Source organism: Luteolibacter sp. Populi, assembly GCF_040801775.1.
Taxonomy (GTDB): domain Bacteria; phylum Verrucomicrobiota; class Verrucomicrobiia; order Verrucomicrobiales; family Akkermansiaceae; genus Haloferula.
The window spans coordinates 50,248-72,504 of the sequence record NZ_CP161812.1; the positions used below are offsets into that span (position 1 = coordinate 50,248).

Genomic DNA, 22,257 nt, shown 5'->3' on the forward strand with positions numbered 1-22,257 from the left:
GGACTCGTCGCGAAGCCTGATACCCAGTCCGGAGATACCCTCATGCCCCCCAACCTGATCGAGCCCGATGCGGCCACAGCCAGCAGCCATGTCGGCATGGGCAGCATCCCCTTCGCCGGCGGAACGACCTTCCGCACCTGGGCACCCTTCGCCAGCGCCATCGCCGTTGCCTTCTACGACCGCCCGGACCAAGCACCCGGCGACCCCACCTCGCTGGCATGGATGGCCCATGAGGAAAAGGGCTACTGGTCGGTCGACGTACCGGGGATCGTCCCCGACCAGCTCTACCGGTTCCGGATCGTCAACCGCGATACCGGGCACGTTTTCTCGAAGATCGATCCCTACGCCCGCCAGGTCACCAATTCAGTCGGCCTGGGCATCGTTCGCGAGCGCGAGTTCGCTTGGACGGACGACGGATTCCGCATGGCGGACTACAATTCGCTCGTCATCTACGAACTCCACCTCGGCACCTTCGACGATGATCCGGGGGATCGGCCGGGAACCTTGAAGCGGGCCGCGGAGCGCCTCGGACAACTGGCGGAGCTGGGCATTAATTGCATCCATCTCATGCCGCCGAATGAATTCGCGACCGAGATGTCCTGGGGCTTCAACGTGGCCCTGCCCTTCGCGATCGAAGAGAGCTACGGGGGCGTGGTGGAACTCAAGAAGTTCGTGGACCGGGCGCATGCCCTCGGCATCGCGGTGATTACGGACTGCGTCTTCAATCACTTCGGCCCCGGTGACCTCATCGCATCGCTCTGGCAGTTCGACGGCTGGCAGGAGCGGGGACAGGGCGGGATCTACTTTTACAATGATGCCCGCGGTCTGACCGACTGGGGCCCGCGCCCCGATTTCGGCAGGCATGAGGTGCGCCAGTTCATCCGGGACTACGCCATGTTCCTCCTGGGGGAATGCCATTGCGACGGCCTGCGGATCGACAGCACCTGCAACGTCTGGGGCTTCGACAATGGCAAGGGCTGGAACCCCGAAGGCTACGGCCTGCTCCGCTGGATCTCCGATGAGGTCCGGCACTTCCACAAGTATCCGAAGCACAAGATCCTCATCGCGGAGGATTGGCACAACGACGGCTGGGTCACCCGGCCCACTCCTGCCGATGGTGCGGGAATGGATGCCGAATGGCACTGGTTCGTCCACGAGGCACGCCATAACCTGATCGCCCCCTTCGATGAATCCCGCGACATGCAGGGGCTCGCCCGGGCGCTCTATGCGAGGTTCAATGACGACGCCTTCAAGAGGGTGATCTACACGGAGTCGCACGACGAATCCGGGAACGACGAGAACCTCGCGCGCAAGATCGACCGCGACGACCCGGACTCATGGTCTGCCCGGAAACGCACGACCCTCGGTGCCGCCCTCATGTTCACCGCGCCGGGCATCCCGATGCTGTGGCAGGGGCAGGAGATTCACTGGACCGGCCGCTTCACGGACCAGGTGCCGCTGGATTGGTCCCGGCGGGATCGCTTTCCAGGAACCTTCCAGCTCTACCAGGACCTCTGCCACCTCCGCCGGAACTGGCACGACCAAACCCGCGGACTGCGCGGACAGCACCTGAACTGCCATCTGGCCGATGACCACAGCAAGGTGATCGCCTACCACCGCTGGGATGAGGGCGGACCGGGAGACGATGTGGTCATCATCCTCAATTTCTCCAACCGCACCTGGGAGGACTTCGATCTCGGGCTTCCCCGGGGCGGCCGGTGGTCCTGTCGGTTTTCGAGCGATTGGTCGGGATACAGCCCCGACTTCGGAAACCACGGCGGCCACCCGGTGGAAGCCACCGCACAACCGAAGCACGGCATGGACTACCAAGGCCGCTTCGCCCTCGCTCCCTATTCCGCGCTGATTTATTCCCAGGACTGATCCGGCATTCCCCTCGCCAAAAATTCGGGTAGCATCGTCCTGCATGACCTCCGAAGAGCAGGACGAACAATTCTACCGCGACACGGAAAGCACCGCATTCCCCAAGCTGGACGACCATCAGCTCGCGCTCCTGGATGCGCTGGGAACGCGCCGGATCGTACCCTGCGGCGAGACGATCGTCGCTGCCGGGGAGCGGAACTTCCCGATGATCGTCGTCATCAGCGGCGAGTTGGTGGCCTATGAAACCCGGGAAGGCTTCGAGCAGATTCTGGCCACGCCCGGCCCGCGGGATTTCGTCGGGGAGATCTCGATGCTCAATGGCACCTCGTCGATCGCCAGCGTGCGTGGCATCGCCAAGGAATCCGAGGTCCTGCTGATTCCCGCCGAGAAATTGCGGAAGGCTCTCGCGGATCTCCCCGGTGTCGGGGAGCCGATCGTCCAGGCCTTCATGATGCGCCGCCAGCGCCTCAGCCGGGATCGCGAATTCGCCGGCCTCCGCATCCTCGCGCACCCCGGTTGCCAGGGCGGACACCGGATCGATGACTTCCTGGATAAGAACCACATCCCGCATCGCCTGATCGACTCGACCACCGAGGAGTGCCAGGGCCTCTGCGGGCGTCTCGGCCTAAGCGATGACGACCTGCCTGCCCTGATCGCCGGCGATGGCTCGATCTCGCGCAAGCCTGCGATCTTCGAAGTCGCCCGCATCGCCGGCCTGCTGCGTCCGCTGTGCTCGGAAGGGGACGAGGAAATCTACTGTGATCTGGCGATCGTCGGTGCCGGACCCGCGGGCCTCGCCGCCGCCGTGAATGCCGCCTCCGAAGGACTCAAGACCGTCGTGCTCGAAAGCTTCGCCCCGGGAGGCCAGGCCGGGTCCTCTTCCCTCATCGAGAACTTCTTCGGCTTCCCCACCGGCATCAGCGGTGGCGACCTGACCTTCCGCGCCCAGCTGCAGGCCTTTCGCTTCGGCGCGAAGTTCTCCACCCCTTCGCGAGCCCTCTCCCTCTCGTTTACGGAAGGCGAGCACGGTGCGGCGATCCGGATCGAGGGCAGCGTGACCGTCCTGCGCACGAAGTGCGTGATCATCTCCAGCGGTGCCCAGTACAACAAGATCGGTGCCGAAGGACTGGAGCGCTTCGAGGGCATGGGCGTCTTCTACGCCGCCACTTCCATGGAAGCGAAGCTCTGCCGCGATGCCACCGTCTTCGTCGCCGGTGCCGGGAACTCCGCGGGCCAGGCGGCCATGTTCTTGTCCGAGCACGCGGCCAAGGTCTTCCTCGTGATGCGCGGTGACGACCTCACCAAGAGCATGTCGAGCTACCTCTCCAACCGCGTGGAGGCCAAGGACAACATCGAGATCCTGCGCCACACCGAGATCCGGAAGATGGAGGGCACGGCGAGCCTCGAACACGTCGAGATCGAAGACACCCTAACCGGCCAGCGACGGACGGTGGCGGCGACCGCGGTCTTCTCGATGATCGGCGCGCGGCCCTGCACGAGCTGGCTCCCTCCCGAGATCCTGAAGGACGGGAAGGAGTTCATCCTAACCGGTGCCGCCGTCGCGGATGCCCCCGCGTGGAAGGACGCCGGCCGCCCGCCCTATCCCTTCGAGACCAGCCGCCCCGGCATCTTCGCCGCCGGTGATGTCCGCTCCGGCTCGGTCAAGCGCTGCGGTGCCGCCGTCGGGGAGGGCAGCATGGCCATCGAGAACGTCCATCAGGTCCTCGGCACCTATGCCTAGACTTTCTTAAAGGGGTAACCTTAGAGGGAATACCTTTGCGTGACTTGTCCCTCGACTTCCACGGGGTCGTCGGGAGAGTGATATAACTTCGATGAAAAGGCATCGCCTCCATGCTCTTGTGACGCACCTTGCCTGCCTGGCGCTGGGCTGGTGGGTCTGCGCGGCGGCGGTGGCTTCGAAGAAGCCGGTGGCAGCGGAGGAGGGGCGGAGGCCGCGCGAGGCGGTGAAGAGCGGTGAGCAGATCCTCGATGAGGTGCTGAAGGGTAAGAAGGGCGGCCATGTCGCGGACTTCCAGCGTGTGCAGGCAAGCATGGAGGAGCCGGCGGACTTCGCCGCGGCGCTGGATCGCGCCGCGGCCAAATGGGCACAACAGGATCAACTGGAGGGCAAGACATCCGCGGAGATGGTGGCGCTGCTCTACAAGTGGATGGAGAAAGATCTGCTGGCGGCCTACGCGTGGGCCGGAACCGACCCGCTGGACCCGCGCTACCGGGCCTTCCAGGCTCATGAGCCGTACGCGTTCAGCGACCTGCTCAAGGACAAGGGCTGGCGCGCGGGGAGTGCGGTTATGGGAAGTAAAAGCCCCTTGACCGGACGTGCGGTCCTGCTGCTGGCCACGGCTTGCGGGAGCGAAGGGAGTGTCGCCGAGTATGCCCGCCTGCGGGACATGGCGACTCCTTCAAGCCTGCGGCCGCTGCGCCAGGAACTCGGGCGGTTGTGGCCGGAGGCGCGGAGGGAGGAGCTGCTGCAACTGGCCCTGTCGGAAAACGCGCCGGAGATGCTGCGCGGTCTCGGCGGGAGAGTAATGTCGCTGGAGATGATGCACTGGGTGCGCGGGCTGGAGGCGGGTGATTCGCTGCCGCCGCTCTTCAAGAGGGAGATTGCGGGCAATTCCGCGTGGCATCAAATGGCAATCACCCGGCGTGATTTTCCGCTCGAAGAGCGCCTTTCCATGATGCACGGCGGGATGGGCGCGGAGTTCCTGGCGGTCATGGATTTGAATGCCGCGCTGAACGAAGGGCGGGATTGGCGCCATGCCTTCCGGCATGGACAGGCGGCTGCCGGTGACATCTGGGCGGCGGTTTCCGGGGAGATTCCGGAGATGGCCGCGGCGGTGCCGGAGGTCTTGCGCAAGAATCTCTACTTCCACCTGGTGGAGGAGGACAGCGAGGCGGCCCGCGCCTTGCTAGAGGGGTTGCCGGAAGACGAGCAGGACCGGATGGCCCTTGAGGCAACCCAGACGGCCTTCAAGAACGTGGATCCGGCAAGGTTCCTCGAGGCGCTGGAGCCAATCCCATCCGACTCGCCGGAATTGTGGGAAGCGCGTCTGGAGGCATGGGACCAGGGATCGGCCTGGAACCTCCGCCGGCTCAACGAGGATTACGTGGCATGGGTGCGGGAGCTGCCGCCGGGACTGGACCGCGAGATGGGTTTGTTCTCGCTGGCCAAGGCCGCGGGCGAGAAGGATCCGGAATTGGCGGAGCAGCTGCGCGGCGAGATCCTGGATCCGAAGCTCCGCCAACGCCTGGAGGGCCGGGAATGAAGCGCGCGCCAAGTCATGTGCTGGCCCTGCTGGCCGGCGGGGCAATGGCGCTGGGGACGGCCCTGGTGCAGCCGGGGAATCCGCCGGGGAGCGGAGGTTCTGTTAGGCAGACTGGAGCGGTGGCGAATGCCGCGGATGAGGACGGCGCGACTCCGGTGCGGGAGCGTGCGTCTTCGGGGCTGAGACGTTCGGACGCCTTTCGCGAGGCGTGGGAATTGCTGGCTGCGCGGGACGAACCGATGGCGGTCCGCCTGGCCAACCAGCGCAAGCTGCTCGCGGAATGGGCGGAGGTCGATTTGGCCGGGGCGATGGATGCGGCGATGGCGGAGGCTTGGGATCAGGAAGACGGCGGCAATGGCGATCCGGCTCCGCTGACCGAGGCATTTCAGAAAGCCTTCATGGAGAATCCGCTGGCGGCGTGGAAGCTGATCCAGAGCGGACGCTACGGGGTGGGGGCGCAATTGCTGCGCAGGGAGTGGGTGAACTCGGTGTGCATCAAGGACGGGCTTCTGGTGATCTCGATGCTGGATGAATTGCCAATGAGCCTGCGACAGGAGGCGATCGGAAGTGCGGCGGTGATGGCGGGCAGGAGCCCCGGGAAGCTGGATGAGATCCTAGCGAAGATGGCCACCTTCCCGCCCGGTGAGGCCACGGACCAGTGGATCGCGTGGGCGGCTCAATCGATTCCGGATGGCGGCGATCCGACGGAACTGCGCGGCCAATGGGCAGGCGCGGCTCCCGGGCCGGCGCGGAACGTGGCGATGCTGACTTGGGGTGCGAGCCTGCGCATGGCGGATCAAGATGCGCTGGCGGAGGAATGGGCTGGCATCCCGGATGTGGAGAGGGGCGATGCCGCGAAAGCGGTCCTGAACCAGCTCAATGCGGATTCCCGCGGGCTGCTACCGGCGCTGAATTTGGCGATGGCCGCGGGAGAGTGGGACTATCTGGCGAAGCGTGCAGCGGAGCTGTTAGGCGTAAGAGACGGGCTCGGGGAGCAGGGGCTGGAGGAGTGGGTCTTGACGCTGCCCGAACGGCCGGAGGCGGAGCCGCTCTTCCGCGCGGCGATGGAGCAATACATGGGGAGCAATCCTCAACGTGCGCGGGAGTGGATCGCGGGCATGCCGTCCGACGATTGGCATACCCAGCAGGCGCTGGCGGAGTATGCGCGGCGGGCGCTGGGGCAGGGTAGCGGTCGCGAGGCGACTTGGGCGCTGGAGCAGATCAAGGACCCGGCGCTTAAGGCGAAGGCGATGGGAGGGCAGGATTTGATTTGGACGGATCCGGATGAGTGATACCGATAGGACTACCTGCAATCATCTCGGATTAGACGGATTTGAACGGATTTACGGATTCGGGAGGCATGGAGATTCCCACTGCAGCCAAGGGATCTCAGATCCGTGAAATCCGTAAAAATCCGTTCAATCCGTTCAATCCGTGACCACTTGCGCCGCGATCGAAGCGTCACCTTATTTCGTGGATTTGGTATGAGGGGGGAGGCAATGGACGGGGGTATCCACGCACGCCGCGTGAAGTGGCGGGCGGGCAAGGACCGTTCTGCGGGCCGGTGGCTCCGCGCTCCCAGCGGTAGAGCCGTCCGTGAGGCCTGGCCACGGGTGTCTGTTAGGGTTCGCCGAGGAAGGCTTTGAGCACCTTGCCGTTGAAGGTGTTCGGGGCGGTGTAGAGGCCGACGGGGTTCTTGCCGTCGTTGCCGATGTTCAGGCCCTCGCCGGGGCGGCGTTTGACGAGGGCCACCTTGCCGGTGGCGACGGTTTTCGCGTCGACCTTGAGTTCGACTTCGCCGCTTGCGGAGATGCGGGCTTCGACCGTGTGGCGGCCGGTGGGCAGGGCTTCCGCGGCCAAGACGTTGAAGAGTTCGCCATCGCTGCGGAGCGAGAAGGCAAGCTTGCCGCCGACGACATGGAGGGCATAGCCGCGGGTGTGTCCGCCTTGGGCGATGATGACGCCCTGCGGTGCTTCGGTCGTCTCCAAGTCGGCTGTTAGAGAAAAGCCCTTGCCGGCGATGTCGGGGGAATCCGCGACTTCCAGCAAGTCACCGCTCTTCCACGGGCCGCTCTTCGAGGACGCGCTCGCGGCCTTCTTCAGCTTCTTGAGCCTGCCGCCGTCGGGATTGAAGCCGGGCGGGGTCCACTTCGGATCGACCAGGGTGGCGTTCCATTCATTCCAGAGCTTGGCGAGCTCCGCGACCTTCTCCGGATGGGCGGCGGCGAGGTCGTTCTCTTCGCCGATGTCTTCGGTGAGGTTGTAGAGCTTTGCATCGCGGGTGGTGGCCTTGCCGGGTTCGGCACGGTCGATCACGCCATCGGCGGCGGACTTCACCAGCTTCCAGTCCCCGCTGCGGATCGCGAGCTGCTGGCCGAAGCGCCAGTAGAGGGCGTCGTGGGGATTGCCAGCATTTTCACCGGTCAGGTAGGGCAGGAGATTCACGCCATCGAGCTTCCATGCGGGATCGATGCTGACGCCCGCGGCGGCGAGACTGGTGGTGGCCAGGTCGAGCTGGATCACGGGGCGGGTGTCGGTCTTGCCGGCGGGGATCTTACCCTTCCACTGGATCGCGAAGGGCACGCGGATGCCGCCTTCGGAGGTCTGGGCCTTGAAGCCTTTCAGCGGGCCGTTGCTGGAAGTAATGGATTCGGTCGGGCCGCCGTTGTCGCTGATGAAATAGATAAGGGTGTCTTCTTCCAAGCCGAGATCACGGACCTTGGTCAGGACGGAGCCGACGGCATCATCGAGGGCGGAGAGCAGCGCGGCGAACTTGCGGCGCTTCGGGTCTTGGATCGAACTAAAGCGGCTCTCATACTTCTCCAGGGTTTCGAGCGGGGCGTGGACGGCATTGAAGGGCAGGTAAACGAACCAGGGGCGCTCCCGGTTCCTCTCCATGAAGGAGCAGGTCTCGGTGGCGAAGGCCTCGGTGAGATAGGGCACTTCCTTGAGCGGCTCGGTGCCGCGGAGCATCGCGTTCGTACCCTTGCCGACCGAGATAAAGCTGTGGGAGCCGGGAGCGAGGAAGCCGTAGAATTCATCGAAGCCGCGCTGCTGCGGGTGGAAGGGTGGCTCGGTTCCGAGGTGCGATTTCCCGAACCAACCGGTGGCATAGCCCGCGGCCTTCAGGCGCTGGCCGAGAGTGGTCTCGGTGAGCGGCAGGCCGGTCGGCTCACCCGCGACGACCGGGATGCCGGGGTTGAATTCGTGGCCGAAGCGCTCCTGGTAGCGACCGGTGAGCAGGCCGGCACGGGTGGGGCTGCAGTAGGGGCCGCTGACGTAGCCATTGGTGAAGCGCACGCCATTGGCACCGATGCTATCGATGTGCGGGGTGGGGATCTCCTTGGTGAAGCCTTGGGAAGTGAGCTCGCCGTAGCCGAGGTCATCGGCGACGATGAGCAGGATGTTCGGCTTGCGCCCGGCGTGGGCGGTGAGGGCCACGGCGAAGAAGAGCGGGGTAAAGAGGAGGAGTGATTTTTTCATGGTGGGATGAGGGTAGGGGCGTGGCCGGACGGGCGGACTAAAGTCGGCGCTCCCGGGGGGTCAGACTTCCTCGCGCTTCAGCCAGCGGAAGCGCACCACCTCGAACTTCCTGCCGAAGTCCCCGGCGCCTTGGCCCGGGCGCGGATTCAGTCCGAGCGAGTCGCCATCGACCGGCGCGGGAGTCCGCTGGACGACAGCCTCGCACCAGGCTTCGACCGGTGGCCCGTCTTTCCCCGGCAGCGAACTGCCGTAGGCGCGGATGACGAAGCTGTCCGAGCGTGCCGAGAGAACCGGGCCGATGAATTGCAGCAGATCGGCCTGGGTGAGGAAGCCGGGCGCGCCCCAAGCGACCGTGGCCGGCTTCAGCTCCTGATCGAGGCGGGTGGGATCCTGAATGTGGTCCTCGTTGTTATAGTCCGGCAGCTTGGTCCGGGTGAGCGGCCACTCTTGCTCGAAGGAGCTATTCACTCCGGAGCGGTCGATCGCCGCCTGCAGCGTGCCCTTGTCGCCGGTCTCGTCGTCGCGCAGGCGGCGGTTGACGAAATCGGCGAGCGAGAGGAAAGGCCCGCGGTCCTTCACCTCGATGACAATCGCTTCGGCAAGCTTGCGGATTTCCTCGCGGGTGAAGAGGCGCTGGCCGCTCCAGGCAGCTTCATCGGTCGGATCCTTGCCGTCCCAGTCGCCCTTCGCGTCGTAGATCCGCGGGAAGGCCACCTTGTCCCCGTACATGCCACCCGCGCCGGAAAGCAGCAGCGCCTCCCAAGCCTTCGGGCTGGCCGAGTTCACATTGAAGGCACCGTCGAGCACGAGCTTGGATGCCGCGCGATGGAAGTCCAAGAGGTCGTCGGAAACGACTTCCCCGGCCGCCGGGTTCACTTGCAGGCGGCCGTTCGGCAGGGGTGATTTTTCCGGATTGGCGAGGAAGGCGTTCTTCTCCGCCGGGGTGCCGGTCGAAAGGAAGAACTCATCCCACATCGAGTGATTCACCTCGTAGCTCAGGTCGTAGATCAGCGTCTGGCTCTCGGGGATATCCCGCAGCAGCTTCCGGGCAAGATAGGCCCAGCTATCTTCCTTCGACACGCCGATGGTGGTGTTCGGGTTCGAGCGTCCGTCCATGTTGTAGCCGATGCTGTCCTGATTCCATCCGCCGCGATCGCGGTTGATCTTCTGGCTGCGCTTCGGCTCCGTGCCCAGGCGGCCGATCCGCGGATCGACCAGCGAATTCCCCAGCGGATACGTGGGATGCCAGATGAACTCGGACAATTTCGCATGCTGGAAGGCACCCAGCGACGCGATCTCCGTGCCCCGCCGCGGCAGATCGAAGAGCACCCGCGGATTTCCGAAGCGGATCGCCTGGTCATAAGGATCGCCATGATACACCCCGTTCTCCAGGCGCGGCATCATGCTGTTCCAGTCCACCGCGCCGTCGAAAAGATCCCGCGTGTAGATGCCGAAGAAATGCGGCGCGACGTCCGTGACGTTGTTGAAGGGATTCCGCAGGGAATAGGTCCCGCGCATGTTCCAGGTCCCGATCGCCGAGCATTCGAAGTGGGGAGTGCGGGCGAGGCTGCCGGAGCCGATGCGGTTCGACGGATGCTCGTCGAACCAGCGCAAGCGGAAGCCATCGCGCGTCCGCCGGTCCGGCACCTGGCCGAGCGAGGCATTGGCCTTGCTGGATTGGGGGAAAGGCACGGGATCGAGATTGCTCCACTCGACCGGCAGTTCGTCCTCGTCGCCATACTGATAGGCGCAGGAAACGAAGCTCCCCTGCGGCAGGTCGTTGAAGCCGTTGAGGTCGATGTTAGCGCTGCCCTTCAGGGGTTTCCACAGCATCAGGTAATCGTCCGCTTGCGTGTAGCCGTTCGCTTGGACATCTCCCGGCAGCTTGGGCGGCACGAACTCGCGCCACTCGGTGGGGACGGTTTGGAGCCGGTCGTCGTAGATCTTGGGGTCGTCGGTCGGGTTGTAGACCTTGAAGAGGGCGGTCCCGTCGATCCGGTTATCCTGATAGAAGCTGGCCGACGGGCTCGGTGCCGCTTCGGGATACAGGATATTGTTGGAGAAGAAGGCCTCGTCGTAGCGCCTGCTTTGCCGCGGCGACCAAACCAGGGTCTCCCCGGGAGGGATCTTCACTCCCGTCATCCTGAAGAACAAGCTGCCCTGGACGGCCCCGCCGCTCACGCTCCCGTTACCGAGGCCCCAGAACATGGTGTAGTTCTGGTGCTGCCCGTTTTTCAGGGTCACATCCACCTTCTTCTTGCCGTTGACATGGAGATAGATCATCGAGTTCGGAACCTCGAGATCGAACTTGTAAGGGTTCCACAGGGCCACCCGCGGATAGAGGTGCAGCCGCATCCCGTACGGGGCGATCGCGTTCGTGGTGGCGTCCGGGTAGTAACTAAGGCTGTAGTACAAGGAGCCCTCGACCAGGGTCGGCATCAGGTCGTTCTTCGAGCGCTCGTAGAGGTCGACCGGGTTGGACTGGCGTCCGCTGCCCTTGGTCAGTTGCGGCAGCTCGATCGCGCTCTTGAAATCCCCGGGCGGGGTCGAACCGGCGCGGCGGGCCCAATCCCGCAGCAGGCCGAAATTCGGCGAGACCCGGTTGAAACGCGGCGCAGCTCCGGTAGCATCTTCCAGGCCGGCGGCATCGGCATTGCGGGGGCCGACGAGATTGTCAGTGTCCTTCACGCCGACCGAGGGGATGCCGTCGTAGTTCAAATTGTCGATCGAGCCGGAACTTTCCAGATACGCGGTGAGGTCCTTTCTCCAGCCCCCGGCGCGGACGTCGGTCAGCAGACCCTTGGAATCGGTGGTGAAATCGTGATAGCCTTCCTGCGCCGTCCGCGCGTCGCCGGCGGCAAGTTCGAGTTCCCCGGTGGAAACGAGCTTGCCGCGGATGTCATCGTCCAATTCGCCGCCGTTGTCCGCGGCACTCCAGGACGCATCCTGGGCAAGCTGGAGAGGCCGCCATTGCGAGCCGCTCTTGCGCAGCGTGGCATCGCGGGTGGCGACGTTGGCCTTGATGCCCAGATCGCCGACCCACCAGGCATACTTGCCGCGGGCTTCCTCGCCTTCCATGAGTTCCACCAGCGGTGCTTCCACGCGGTTCGCGGCCACCTTCCCGGTGGGGGAATTTTCCGAGATCAGTTCGACCATTCCCTGGCTACTGCCCGTGGAATCGCCGGTGTATTCGAGATCGCCTTCGTTGCCGCTGACCAAGGTCGCGATGCGTTGGCCCTTGGTGTCCCATGACCCGGCGCGGAGGTCCTTGAGCCCGCCGTTATCGTTGTCCCGCGTGATGTAGGGGGCACCATCGTCCATGGTGGTGCGCCAGACGCTGACCCAGTGGGGATGAGCCGCGCCGAGCAGCCGCCCGTCCGCGCTGACCCGCTGGTCCGGACCGAGATGCTGCTGGAGTTCGCCGATGGCCATCTGCAGTGCCAGGCGGGCATTCGCGCGGGCCTCGTCCATGGAGCGCTGCGCCGAGGAAGAGCGGATCGAAATGGTGGAAATGCCGAGCAGCCCGATGACGAGAAGCGCCATCAAGGGCAGCAGCGTCAACGTGGCGACCAGCGCGAAGCCGGGCACCCGATGGATGGACGCCATCCTTTTGCTTTTGCTGCGGCTACGGAGGGCGGACTGCCCTAACTCCTTAGCCATCCTCCAAATATTTGAAATCTGCATGGAACGTGAGATGTGATGAAGAAAGCTTGTCGGGTTGGGAGGGCGAAACGGGCTTTTCGAGAGGGATAGAAGGAGCGGCGGTCGCTTTCGTATCAGGGAAGCGACCGCCGCAAACAGGCGCGCGGCAGGACCGCGCCGCCCGCATCAGTTGGCGGAGTAAGTCACCGACAGACGGAGGAAGCGCTCGTCCGCGCCGGCCGTCGGCAGGGTCAGCGAGATCTCGCTGGCGTCATTCACCGTTGGAGTCTCATCGACCCAGATCTCCAGGTCGGTGCTGCTCTTGATCCCGTAGACGAGGCGGGGATCCGTGCTCGACTTCGTGAAACGCAGGGTGGCATTCCCGCCCGCAAGCTGCACGCCGGGCAACAGGCTGGAGGCGGTCGGGCTCAGCCCCAGGGCATACTCGACCAAGGCCGGGACTCCGTCGCGGTCGGCATCGGAATCAGGGTCCGCACCGGCCACGCCATTGGCATTCGCCCAGAGCTCGAAGGCGCTGGCAGTGGAAGCCTTGGCGGTGTAGATCACCAACTGCGGCTTGCGACCCGCGTTCGTGCCGGCGGCACCTGGCCAGAAGAACTGCCAGCCATCGCCCGTCTCGGGCTTCACGTTGATGCCGAAGTTCGTGTGACCCTCGCGCCAGGCATGTACGATGGCGGTGACGTCGAAGGTGGCGGCGCTGGCATTGCCAAGGCCGACGACCCGCGTCTTTTCCGCCATCGTGATGTGGGTGCCTACCATGGGACCGCCGGTGCCGTAGTTGCTCGCCACCGTCCAATCTTCCAGCATCCGGTGCACGGCGATCGCTCCGGTCGAGCGGGCGTCGTTCGAGCCACCCACGTAGGAGGGGGACGAGGAGCTAAGCACCAGCTCCGCGCGCACGATCCTCTCGTCGAGGGGGATCGCACCGACCGCCGCACCAAACTCCACCGGGAAGTGGAAGAGACCTTCCTGGGTCGCGTTGGTGACCTGGTTGATGAAGCCCATTTCGAAGGTCGAGCCATCGAGGCTCGGCTCCGGGCCGACCAGACGGACCGACTTGTCCGCTTGGAAGGTATAGCTCTGCCGGTCCATGGCGGGGGCGACGTAGGAGATCACCAGCTTCGGACGCTTCTGCAGATCGTCGTTCCCGGAGGTGCAGAAGTTCCAGCCGTCGGCCGTGGTCGCATCGTAGATCGAGAAGCCGAGGTTCGCGAGGTTCGGGTCCGCAGCCGCGGACCAGGTCCTCACGATCGATGTCACGTCGGCGCCTTGCACATCGCCTTGCGCGTTGTTGCCGAATCCGGCGACAGGCGTCCGTGCACTCAGTCCGCGCACCCCGACATTCGAGCCCTGGGTCATCTGGATGTAGTTCGTGGTCGAGTCCACCGGGAAGATCAGGCGGTCCACCACCCAAGGGCCGTTGGATTGCGCGTTGTCGGCCACCACGGTGGTGAGCACCAGTTCGGCCTTCACGATCGTGGCACCGACGGGGATCTGGCCCGCGTCGCTGCCGAAGAGACCGTCGAAGCGAATGATGGCGTTCACGTCCGGGCTCGTCCCCGTGTCGCGACCGTCCACCGCGTATTGCTGCACCGCGGTTTCGAGCTGGTGGGTTCCGTCGCTGCCGACCCGCTTGCCGAATTGGCCCAGGTAGTCGTTCACTCCCTGCTGGAAGGAAGTGGTTTGCACCTCCGGCAGGTAGAGGCTGTTGCGGATGGTCGCGTTGGCGGCTCCTCCCGGGGAAATGTAGCCGTTGCCGGCGGAGAGGGTGACGATCACGGTCTCATCCAGCTCGAATTCCTGGTCGGGGAGCGCGGTGACGGGAACGTCCACCACGACCTCGCCAGCGGGAAATGTCATCGTGCCGCTCAGAGCCGGGTAGTCCGCTCCGGGAGTCGCCGTGCCCGAAACCGTGTAGTTCACGGTCAGCGGCTGCGACGAATCGTCTTCCAGACGGGCGAAGTGGAGGACGAGCGTATCGTTGCCCGTCACCCCTTCTTCCGCAACCGCGACCTGCGGCGAGACATACACCTCGGTCGTGGTGATGGAAACCGGCGCGACAGGCACCGCGAGGAAGCGGAAGCCGCCGGCTTGGAACGCGCCGCCGATGCCGGGAAGGTCGTGGGAGAAGACCACGAACTTGTTACCGGAGGCAGAGTAGGAGTAGATGTTGTCCCCGCCGGCTCCCAGGTTGACATCCGCCGAGACGAACAGCGCCGTGTTCGAAGGGTTGACCTTGCTGCCGTCGCCGATCTGGATCTCGTAGCCATTCGCGGTACGGACCACCGTCGCGCCGACCGCGGTGATGTAGTTGTTGAGCGGGGTCAGGGTGCCGTCCTCGGCCACCGCACCGCTGAAGACCTGCGGGGCGGTTTTCGGGACATACACGAAGGAGAAGCTGTCGTCCTCCGCGCTGCCATTGTTATCCACGCTGCGCACGATCCACTGGTTGAGGATGCGGCCGATCGAGGCGACGTTGTCGGAACCCTGGCCTTGGCTCACCGCGAGCAGGCTGCCATCCAGCGGCAGGCCTTCGATCAGGTAGTCGCTGGTGCCCGACTTGGAAATCGTGACGCCTGGAGGAAGGTTCGAACTGCCGCCGACGATCGAGAGATCGGTCGCCACGCTGGCGCCGATCCAACCGTCGGAGTAGGGGAAAAAGCCCAGCGCGAAGCGCCCGGACTCCGGACGCAACGGCGGATTGGTGCTGAGCTGCTTGTTGTCCTCCACCTTGAGCGCGTAGTTGCCGCTCGAGGAGTAGGCGATCACGTTGTTGTCGACCGCGCCGCGGCTGGCGACGGTGGAGCCGGTGGCATGGTTGGTGGCGAAGAGGATGCCGGAATTGAAAGGGACCGGCGCTCCGTTGATGTTCACCGCCGGGAGGCCCGGCAGCTCGCCCGCGGCGCTGAAGCCGAGCGGGGCGGGGCTGTTGACCGGAATCGTCCACGGCGTGATTTCGCTTGGCACGTAGTCGGGATTTTTTTCCAACTCGTCGATCTCCTGAACCCCGCCATCGAGGATGGCAGCGGAGTAGCCGGGAACTGCCGGTGCTGCGAACTCCGCATGGGCATAGACCGCGGACTTGTTCGAACCGGCGATCGCGCCGCCCGCGGTGTAAGCGAAGGCTTCCACCAGCCGGTAGCCCGGTTGATCGACGGTCCATGGGACTTCGTAGGGTGCGGACGTTGCCGAGCCCACGAGTTGGCCGCCCACGTAGAAATCCACCTTGTCGACCGTGACGCCCGTGGGAACCGTGACCGCGGACTTCAGTGTCAGGACCTGGCCAGGCACGGCGGGGATCCCGTTGACGGGACTTGTCAAGGCGATGCCGGGCAGCGGCAGGTTTTCATAGGAGAAGACCGGCTCCTCGCCAGGGGTGAGGTAAACGAAGCTGAACATCGGCTCGTCCGGCGTCGCGCCGTCTTCCAGCACGGAGGTGATGTCCCGGCTCTGCACGATCCAGCCACTGTCGGCCGAACTCCACTGGTAGCTGACGAAGTTGTTGACGTTTTTAGGCATCGGGCTGGCTTCGGCTGGCGGGAGGCCGCCTTCCGGTGAAATGATCAGGGTCCCGTCATCGCTCGTCACGCCGTCGATCTGCAGGAGCCACTGCCCCACGCCGTTCTTCGTGACGGTGAAGTTTCCGCCCTTCATGGGCGTGCCGCCATCGCTCTGGATCTTGCCCACCGCTTTCACCTGACCCATCCCTGCAGCAGTGATGGGGACGTAGGCGAAGGCCACGCCGACGTTAACGTAAGCGGTGCCGAGCAGGTCGTTGTTGGCCTTGAGCGAGACCGTGAAAGTGCCGTCCGGATTGGCGCGGGAAAGTGCGAAGTTCGCGGCGTTGTCACCGCCGGTGACCAGCAGCACGCCGTTCTGGGAGGTTGCCGCAATGCCGTGCGAACGCAGGTTCCTCAAGTCGACCTGCGAGGTCCCGTCTCCCGCGGGCAGGAATTCCGCGCCGAGCCGGAGTGCCGGGGAGGAGTAGAGCGTGGCGGCCGCCTTGAAATGACCGGCCAGCCAGCCTTCCGCGTGGGGGAACCACGCGGCGGAGACGTCGATATTGTATTCCGAGCCCACTGTCTCGACGCCGCCGAAGGTCCCGTGCGTCGGGATGTAATATCCCCCGGCACCCGGCTCCGCATGGCTGGTGCCGTACGAGATGCCATTCGGGCCTGCGGCGTTCGGGGCGACACCGTTGTTGCGGCCGTTCTGGGCCACCGAGGTCAGCATGACGCCGGCCACCCGGTCGTTCGCCCGGGTTGGGGTGAACTGCACATTATAATCGCCCCGGCTACTACCGGTTTGGATGGAGGTGAATCCACTGGGATCTCCGGGAATTGCTCCTACCGGACTGGTGCTGCCCAGGTATTGGGAGATCTGGATGGATGTATCCGCGTTGCCGGTGTTTTTCTGGACGATGGCGAGAGTCCCGTGCTCGACCCCGGCAGCCGTGCCTCCGATGGAACAGGCGATGACCGTGGCGAGCGCTTGTGCGCTGGAATTTTTCATGCAGGCCGGACCGTATCGGAGGCGGCATCACGGGCTACCAAACAAGAGTTACAGATGAGACACGATAAATACGGTAAACCTAGTATATTGTGACGCGCCCGTCACCGCGGTGGTGTCGCGCTTGTCACATGGGTGTCTTTCTAACGCTATCTGCGGCGAATGCGGCGAGAACGTCACCTTCCCGGTCATGAAACGCGGCACGATCCGGATTAGTTCCTGCGCTCGTGAAATCATCACTGGCTTTTCTGCTCCTTGCCTCCGGAACCCTCCACTCCCAGGAGGCCGCTGCGAAACACACGCTGCGGGTCCTGCCGCTGGGAGATCCGCCGCCCTTCATCCAGGAGGTGCGGGGCGGCGTGCGCTATGAAGTTCCCGCCCAAGAGGGCGCGATCCCGCCGCGCAACATCCTTCTTTCCGCGCCTGCTCCTGCCAAGGACGAGGCGACCAAGGAACCGCTGCCATTGCGCTTGCGCCTCGGCATGCCTTCCCCGGAGCTTGTCTTTCCCTTGCCGGAAGGCCGCACGGTGACGACCACCCTGCAAGCGGGTGGCTCATGGCTGACCATCCCGCTTTCCACGGCGGAGTCCACCCTCGCCTTCGTATGGCGCGGCGGGAAGGACTGGTTCCAACCGCGTGTGCTCTCGATCCCGGACGATGCGAAAGAAGGCGACTTCCGCTTCGTGAACCTGACCGGCAAGCCGATGGGCCTCACCTGGGGCACCGAGAAGATCAAACTCAACCCGGCCACCACCCTGACGCGCCAGCTCCCGCAGGGCACGGCCGTCCTCCCGATCAGCATCCAGTATCCGGCCGCCGACGGGACGCTCCGGCCCTGTCTCTCCACGCAGGTGGAGAGGGCTGCCGCGACCCGCAACCAATTCGTGATCTACGCCGCGGACAGCAAGGAATCCAAGATGCCGGTGAAGGTACTGAGCCTTTCGGAGCGGCTGTGAAGAGGTGCTGCTCCTTAGGTTAACGGCACACGCAACGATGTGTTGGAGAGGACGGCGCTCCCAGCGGTAGAGCCGTCCGTGTTGCCAGCACGCCCCTGCCATCACGGACTCACCCGGAGCCGGACGTATACCCCCGCGGGCGGCGGCTCCGGGCTGAAGGTGAGCACCGCTTCCAATGTCTCCGGATCTTCGCCCGCGGGTGAAACGATGCGGGTGACGATGGCCGCCGTGCGACCGTCCGCGGTCTCCCCGGAGAGGTGCCAGGAGACAAGATCGTCGGACCATTCGGCGATGGCGATGACATCGGTCGCCGACTTCGCGTGCGGGAAGCGCACCGTATAGCTCCCGTCTTCAAGCCGGCCCTGGACGCGGAGAACAGCGCCTGAAGAATTGCCTGCCGCAGTGCCTAGATAGTATTCCAGGATGTTCTCCACCCCGTCACCATCGTCATCTTCTTCCGGGGCTGACATCCCGCCCGCATGGAGATAAGCCTGCAGCGGGCGGTCCTGGATCACGCCGGTGGCAAGCGCGTTGGCACCAAGGTGATAGAGATCGCCACCGATCACCGAGATCGTGACCGTCTCGTCACCCTCCGGCGATGAGTCGGAGAGGGCATGGACCGTGAGTTCCACGAAGGCGATGCCCGCCGGGAACTGGATGGTCCCGGCCGTTGTGCTGAAATCCGCTCCCGGGGTCGCCGTGCCGCCCGTGGCATACGTGACCTGCAGCGGGGTGGTGGTGGAACCGGTCCGCGTAAAGGTGAAGCGCAGCATGCGGTCGCCGCCGTATTCCCCGCAGTTGGCATCGTTTGCCACGACGCTGACGGTGGATGGCACTTGCGCGGCCTGGGGGCCGAAGGGGATCGCCACGAAGCGGATATCGGTCGCCTGGAAGCCGCCGCTCAACTCCGGCAGATCCTGCGAGTAGATCCGGAAAGCGTTTCCATTTCCGGAGTAGCTCACGATGTTCTCGCTGGCGGTCATGGAATCGCCGGAGTCCCCGGTGAGGAACAGCGCGCAGTTCGAAGGATTGATCACCGTGCCGTCGCCGAACTGGAGCTGGAAGTAGTTCGCGGTCTTCGTGCCGGTGGCTCCGAGAGTGGAGAGCCGCTCGCTCAAGGCAGTGATGCTCCCGCCCTGGTTGATCATCCCGCTGAGAACACCGGGTGTGGCGGCGGGCACGTAGAGAAAGCTGAAGTCTCCGTTCTGGCTATCGCCGGCATTGTCGCGCACGTCCACCTGCCATTGGCCGTTGGAGCGCCGCACCGAGACCACGTTGTCACCGCTCGCGCCGCCGTTGCCATTGGCGAAGGCCAGCATGTTCCCCGTGATCGCCAGGCCGGAGATCGTGTAGACGCCATCGCCGCTGCGGCGGACTTCGACACCGGCGGGCAGGTTCTTGCCCAGGATCACCGCCTCCGTGGAGACGCTGGCACCGATCCAGCCTCCCGAGTAGGGAAGGAACGCTGCGGAAACCCCCGCGGATTCCTCGCTGGCCGCAGGATTGGAATCGGCGACGTTCGGGTTGCTATTGTCCAGCACGCTGATCGCCACCTTGCCGTTGGCATCGGCATAGGCGGTGGAGATGTTGTCGCCGGAGATCGCCGCGCCATTGGCCGGGCTCTCCCAATTCGTCACCGGCGTGACCCCGGCCAGGAACGCGGGCGCGGTGCCATTGATCTTCACGGCGATGTCCCCGACGTTGCTGCCCGGTGCCGTGAATTGCCGCGGCGATGCCGAGGAGCCGCTGATCACCCAGTTCGGACTGATGAGTCCGGCGGAGGCGGTGCTGACATCCGGGGCCGGAGGTTCGGTCACCACCTGCACGGACACCGGCGCGGAGGAGGTAGTGCCGCCGTCGTTGTCGATCGCCTTGGCGATGACGGTGTAGCTGCCGGTCGGGACGCCATTCCAAGCGAAGGAGTAGGGAGCGGAACTGTCTTCACCGAGCAATTGCGTGCCGGAGTAAAATTGGACCTTCACCACCGTGCCATCGAGATCCGAAGCTGCTGCCTGAAGCGCCACATTCGCAGGGCTCGCATGAAGGGCGCCATTGGCAGGAGCGGTAATGTCGACCGTGGGGGAGAAGAGCACACCGCTGGTGACGAAGGAGCGCACCGGCGTCGAAACCGTGGTCGTGCCGTCGCTGACCGTCGCATACCATTCGTAGCGGGTGCCGGCCTCGAGGCCCTGCCAGGTCATCGTCGCATTGCCGGGTGCCGATACCATTCGTCCGATCTCCGTGAAGGGCCCCATCCCGCCCTTGAGATTCACATTGAGCGAGAACTGGCTGTCGGCATCGGTCTCCCATTGATCGAGCGTGGGCGAGTAAGTCTGCACCTCCACGCGGTTGAGCGCGGGGCGGAACTTCATGATCCGCAGCCAGCCGTCGCCACCATTGCTGCGTCCCTGGTAGTCGGCCAGGATCGAGTGCACGGTGCGGCCTTCGAAGGTATCGCTGCGACGTCCTTCCCCGGCGACGTGGCCGCCGTGCATCAGGATCAGGTTCGGATTGTCCTTCAGGGCCTGATAGATTGCGGAGCCCAGCGTGCTGAAGTTCGCAGGATTGCCGGTGTTCACCATGTGGTGGGTGATCACGATGCCGCGGCGGGCGGGATGCGCCTTTAGCAGGCTGTCTGCCCAGTTCAGGTCCGCGCTGTCCGGCGTGGTGTCGTACTCCAGGCTGATGACGATGAAGTCGATCCCGCCGGCGGTGAAGAGCGTGTAGTTGTTGTCCGCCCTGGACGGCTCGGAGGTGCCTCCATAGTAGGACATGTTCCGGAAGTGATTTTCGCCGGTATCCGGATGCACGCCGAAGAAGGTGTTGAATCCGATCGACGTGCCATCCGCGTCCCCGATCGGCGTCTGGTCGTGGTTGCCCACCGCCATGATGTAGGGCACACCTTCTTCCAACTGCGTGGTGCTCGGATTCTCCAGGCGATACATCGCATTGGAGGCATTCGCCCACTCCCCATCGGCGGTAGCGGGATTGTCGCCGCGCTGGGTGATGTCACCCAGATGGAGGACGAAGCCGATGTTCCGGCTCTCGCGCTCCGCCACGATCCAGTCGGTCTGCGCGGAGAAGATCGCGGCACGGTTCCCGCCGGTGTTCTCCGAGTAGAACTGCGTATCCGGCAGCGCCGCCACGCTGAAGTCACCCGCGGGATCCACCGCTGCCACCCGGCGGCCATGATAGCTCACGGTCAGATTGCCGCCGTCCGGATCGCTGGCCAGCGCGGTGAGCGGGGCGTCTTGGGGGACTTTGATCGCCTCGTTCGCCGGAACCTGCGCGGTGATCGTTGGCGGACCGGTCTGCGCGTCCAGTTGGAAGAACGCGAAGCTGAAGACGTCCTCGTCCACACGCGCCATGTCCTGCAGGCCCGGCGTCTGCGGAGCCACTCCGCTGAGGTCGCGGCTTTCGATGATCCAACGGCTGTTAGGCGCGTCCCATGCCGCCGCCACGATGTTGTCCACATTGTTCGCATCCCCACCTTCCGGGCTGACGATCAGCGTTCCCGTGGCCTGCGATTGCCCCGGGATCTGCAAGAACCAGCGGCCCTTCGGCCCTTTGGTGACGGTGAAAGTTCCGGCCGCGACATCGGTCGAGCCATCGCCATTCACGCGGCCGATCGCGGCCAAGCGGTTCGTTCCCACCGCTGCGGTGGAAAGATAGGAGAAGCCCACACCGTCATTCTCGTAGCTCGCGCCATTGGCCCCGTTGTCGTGGCAGAAGAGGTCGAAGCTGCCGTCCGCATTGGCCCGGGACAGCGCGTGGTTGTCCTCGTTCTTCGCACCCGTCACCAGCAGGACCCCATGCTGCGCGGCATCCGCGGCGAGGCCGCTGAGATCCAGGTGGTAGATGCCCGCCGTCGCCACGTCATCCGTGAGCTGGCTGTCCAGTGCGAGACCCGGGCTGCCGGTGAAGAGGGTCAACTCGCCGCCGTTCTCCGCATTGCTCGCCACCCCGCCGGGGAACTGGTCGTAGGGCAGGTAGGCATAGGAGACATTGTAGTTCGCTTCCAGATTGTCATCGGCCTCCGCCCAGTGAATCGCGATCCAATACTTGGAAGTCTCCGCATTGATGCCGAAGCTGCTCGTGGCGTTGAAATCGCCCGCAGCCGGCCCGCCCTTGGCGCTGTCGTTGCGCAGCAGTTCCGCCACCGAACTCACCAGAACCCCTGCGGCGATGTCGCTGGAACGTCCGAAATCCAGATTGTAGTCCGCGCGGTTCGCCTGGAGCAGATAGGTGCCGCCCGCGCTGCTTCCCGGCCCGGCCGCCAGCGCGATCCCCGGGGACGCGGTGCTCAGGGCGTTGTTGTTATTGGCCAACTGGGTGACCTGAAGGGTGCCGAACTCCGCCGCCGAAGCGGCGAGAGGGGCGGCGACAACGGCGAGGATGCGGGCAAAGCCCGGCGAAGGATGGATCATGGACGGCAGTCTGCTAGAGAACGCGCAGACCCCTTTCCGGGGAAACACCCATCG

At 64.8% G+C, this 22,257-nt stretch carries 9 protein-coding genes; 5 read left to right on the forward strand and 4 right to left on the reverse strand.

The window, feature by feature from the left end; translation table 11 throughout:
- Window positions 1–42: 42 nt before the first annotated feature.
- The 4 genes from ABWK72_RS00205 (at window position 43) to ABWK72_RS00220 (ending at window position 6,457) form a co-directional block, all read left to right on the forward strand.
- Window positions 43–1,881 (forward strand): alpha-amylase family glycosyl hydrolase, encoded by a 1,839-nt coding sequence (locus tag ABWK72_RS00205; RefSeq protein WP_367872758.1) that lies wholly within the window; start codon window positions 43–45, stop codon window positions 1,879–1,881.
- 43 nt (window positions 1,882–1,924) lie between these two features.
- Complete coding sequence (locus tag ABWK72_RS00210; RefSeq protein ID WP_367872759.1) at window positions 1,925–3,622, forward strand: FAD-dependent oxidoreductase; 1,698 nt, start codon at window positions 1,925–1,927, stop codon at window positions 3,620–3,622.
- Between the two features lie 91 nt (window positions 3,623–3,713).
- Complete coding sequence (locus tag ABWK72_RS00215) at window positions 3,714–5,165, forward strand: hypothetical protein (protein ID WP_367872760.1); 1,452 nt, start codon at window positions 3,714–3,716, stop codon at window positions 5,163–5,165.
- Window positions 5,162–6,457 carry a hypothetical protein gene (locus ABWK72_RS00220; RefSeq protein WP_367872761.1) on the forward strand — a complete coding sequence of 432 codons (1,296 nt, stop codon included), beginning with the start codon at window positions 5,162–5,164 and terminating at the stop codon, window positions 6,455–6,457. The genes ABWK72_RS00215 and ABWK72_RS00220 overlap by 4 nt, the downstream gene beginning before the upstream one ends.
- A gap of 328 nt (window positions 6,458–6,785) precedes the next feature.
- On the opposite strand, the gene ABWK72_RS00225 is transcribed toward ABWK72_RS00220, so the two are convergent.
- From ABWK72_RS00225 to ABWK72_RS00235, 3 genes are all read right to left on the reverse strand, one after another.
- Complete coding sequence (locus tag ABWK72_RS00225; RefSeq protein ID WP_367872762.1) at window positions 6,786–8,648, reverse strand: sulfatase-like hydrolase/transferase; 1,863 nt, start codon at window positions 8,646–8,648, stop codon at window positions 6,786–6,788.
- 60 nt (window positions 8,649–8,708) lie between these two features.
- Window positions 8,709–12,254: a hypothetical protein gene (locus tag ABWK72_RS00230; RefSeq protein WP_367872763.1), complete on the reverse strand. Its 3,546-nt coding sequence runs from the start codon at window positions 12,252–12,254 to the stop codon at window positions 8,709–8,711.
- Between the two features lie 222 nt (window positions 12,255–12,476).
- Window positions 12,477–16,823, reverse strand: a complete 4,347-nt coding sequence (locus ABWK72_RS00235; protein ID WP_367872764.1) for an Ig-like domain-containing protein — start codon at window positions 16,821–16,823, stop codon at window positions 12,477–12,479.
- A gap of 224 nt (window positions 16,824–17,047) precedes the next feature.
- On the opposite strand from ABWK72_RS00235, the gene ABWK72_RS00240 reads away from it, so the two are divergent.
- Window positions 17,048–17,776, forward strand: coding sequence for a hypothetical protein (locus tag ABWK72_RS00240; protein ID WP_367872765.1), 729 nt, complete (start codon window positions 17,048–17,050; stop codon window positions 17,774–17,776).
- Between the two features lie 101 nt (window positions 17,777–17,877).
- Here the strand turns inward: ABWK72_RS00240 and ABWK72_RS00245 are convergent, their stop codons facing one another.
- A complete protein-coding gene (locus tag ABWK72_RS00245) occupies window positions 17,878–22,203 on the reverse strand; it encodes an Ig-like domain-containing protein (RefSeq protein ID WP_367872766.1) in 4,326 nt (1,441 codons plus the stop codon).
- Window positions 22,204–22,257 lie beyond the last annotated feature (54 nt).

Coding starts and splice junctions, on each gene's coding strand:
- ABWK72_RS00230 (WP_367872763.1), bottom strand. CDS start 12,254: ATGGCGTCCATCCATCGGGTGCCCGGCTTCGCGCTGGTCGCCACGTTG.
- ABWK72_RS00215 (WP_367872760.1), top strand. CDS start 3,714: ATGAAAAGGCATCGCCTCCATGCTCTTGTGACGCACCTTGCCTGCCTG.
- ABWK72_RS00210 (WP_367872759.1), top strand. CDS start 1,925: ATGACCTCCGAAGAGCAGGACGAACAATTCTACCGCGACACGGAAAGC.
- ABWK72_RS00205 (WP_367872758.1), top strand. CDS start 43: ATGCCCCCCAACCTGATCGAGCCCGATGCGGCCACAGCCAGCAGCCAT.
- ABWK72_RS00220 (WP_367872761.1), top strand. CDS start 5,162: ATGAAGCGCGCGCCAAGTCATGTGCTGGCCCTGCTGGCCGGCGGGGCA.
- ABWK72_RS00225 (WP_367872762.1), bottom strand. CDS start 8,648: ATGAAAAAATCACTCCTCCTCTTTACCCCGCTCTTCTTCGCCGTGGCC.
- ABWK72_RS00245 (WP_367872766.1), bottom strand. CDS start 22,203: ATGATCCATCCTTCGCCGGGCTTTGCCCGCATCCTCGCCGTTGTCGCC.
- ABWK72_RS00235 (WP_367872764.1), bottom strand. CDS start 16,823: ATGAAAAATTCCAGCGCACAAGCGCTCGCCACGGTCATCGCCTGTTCC.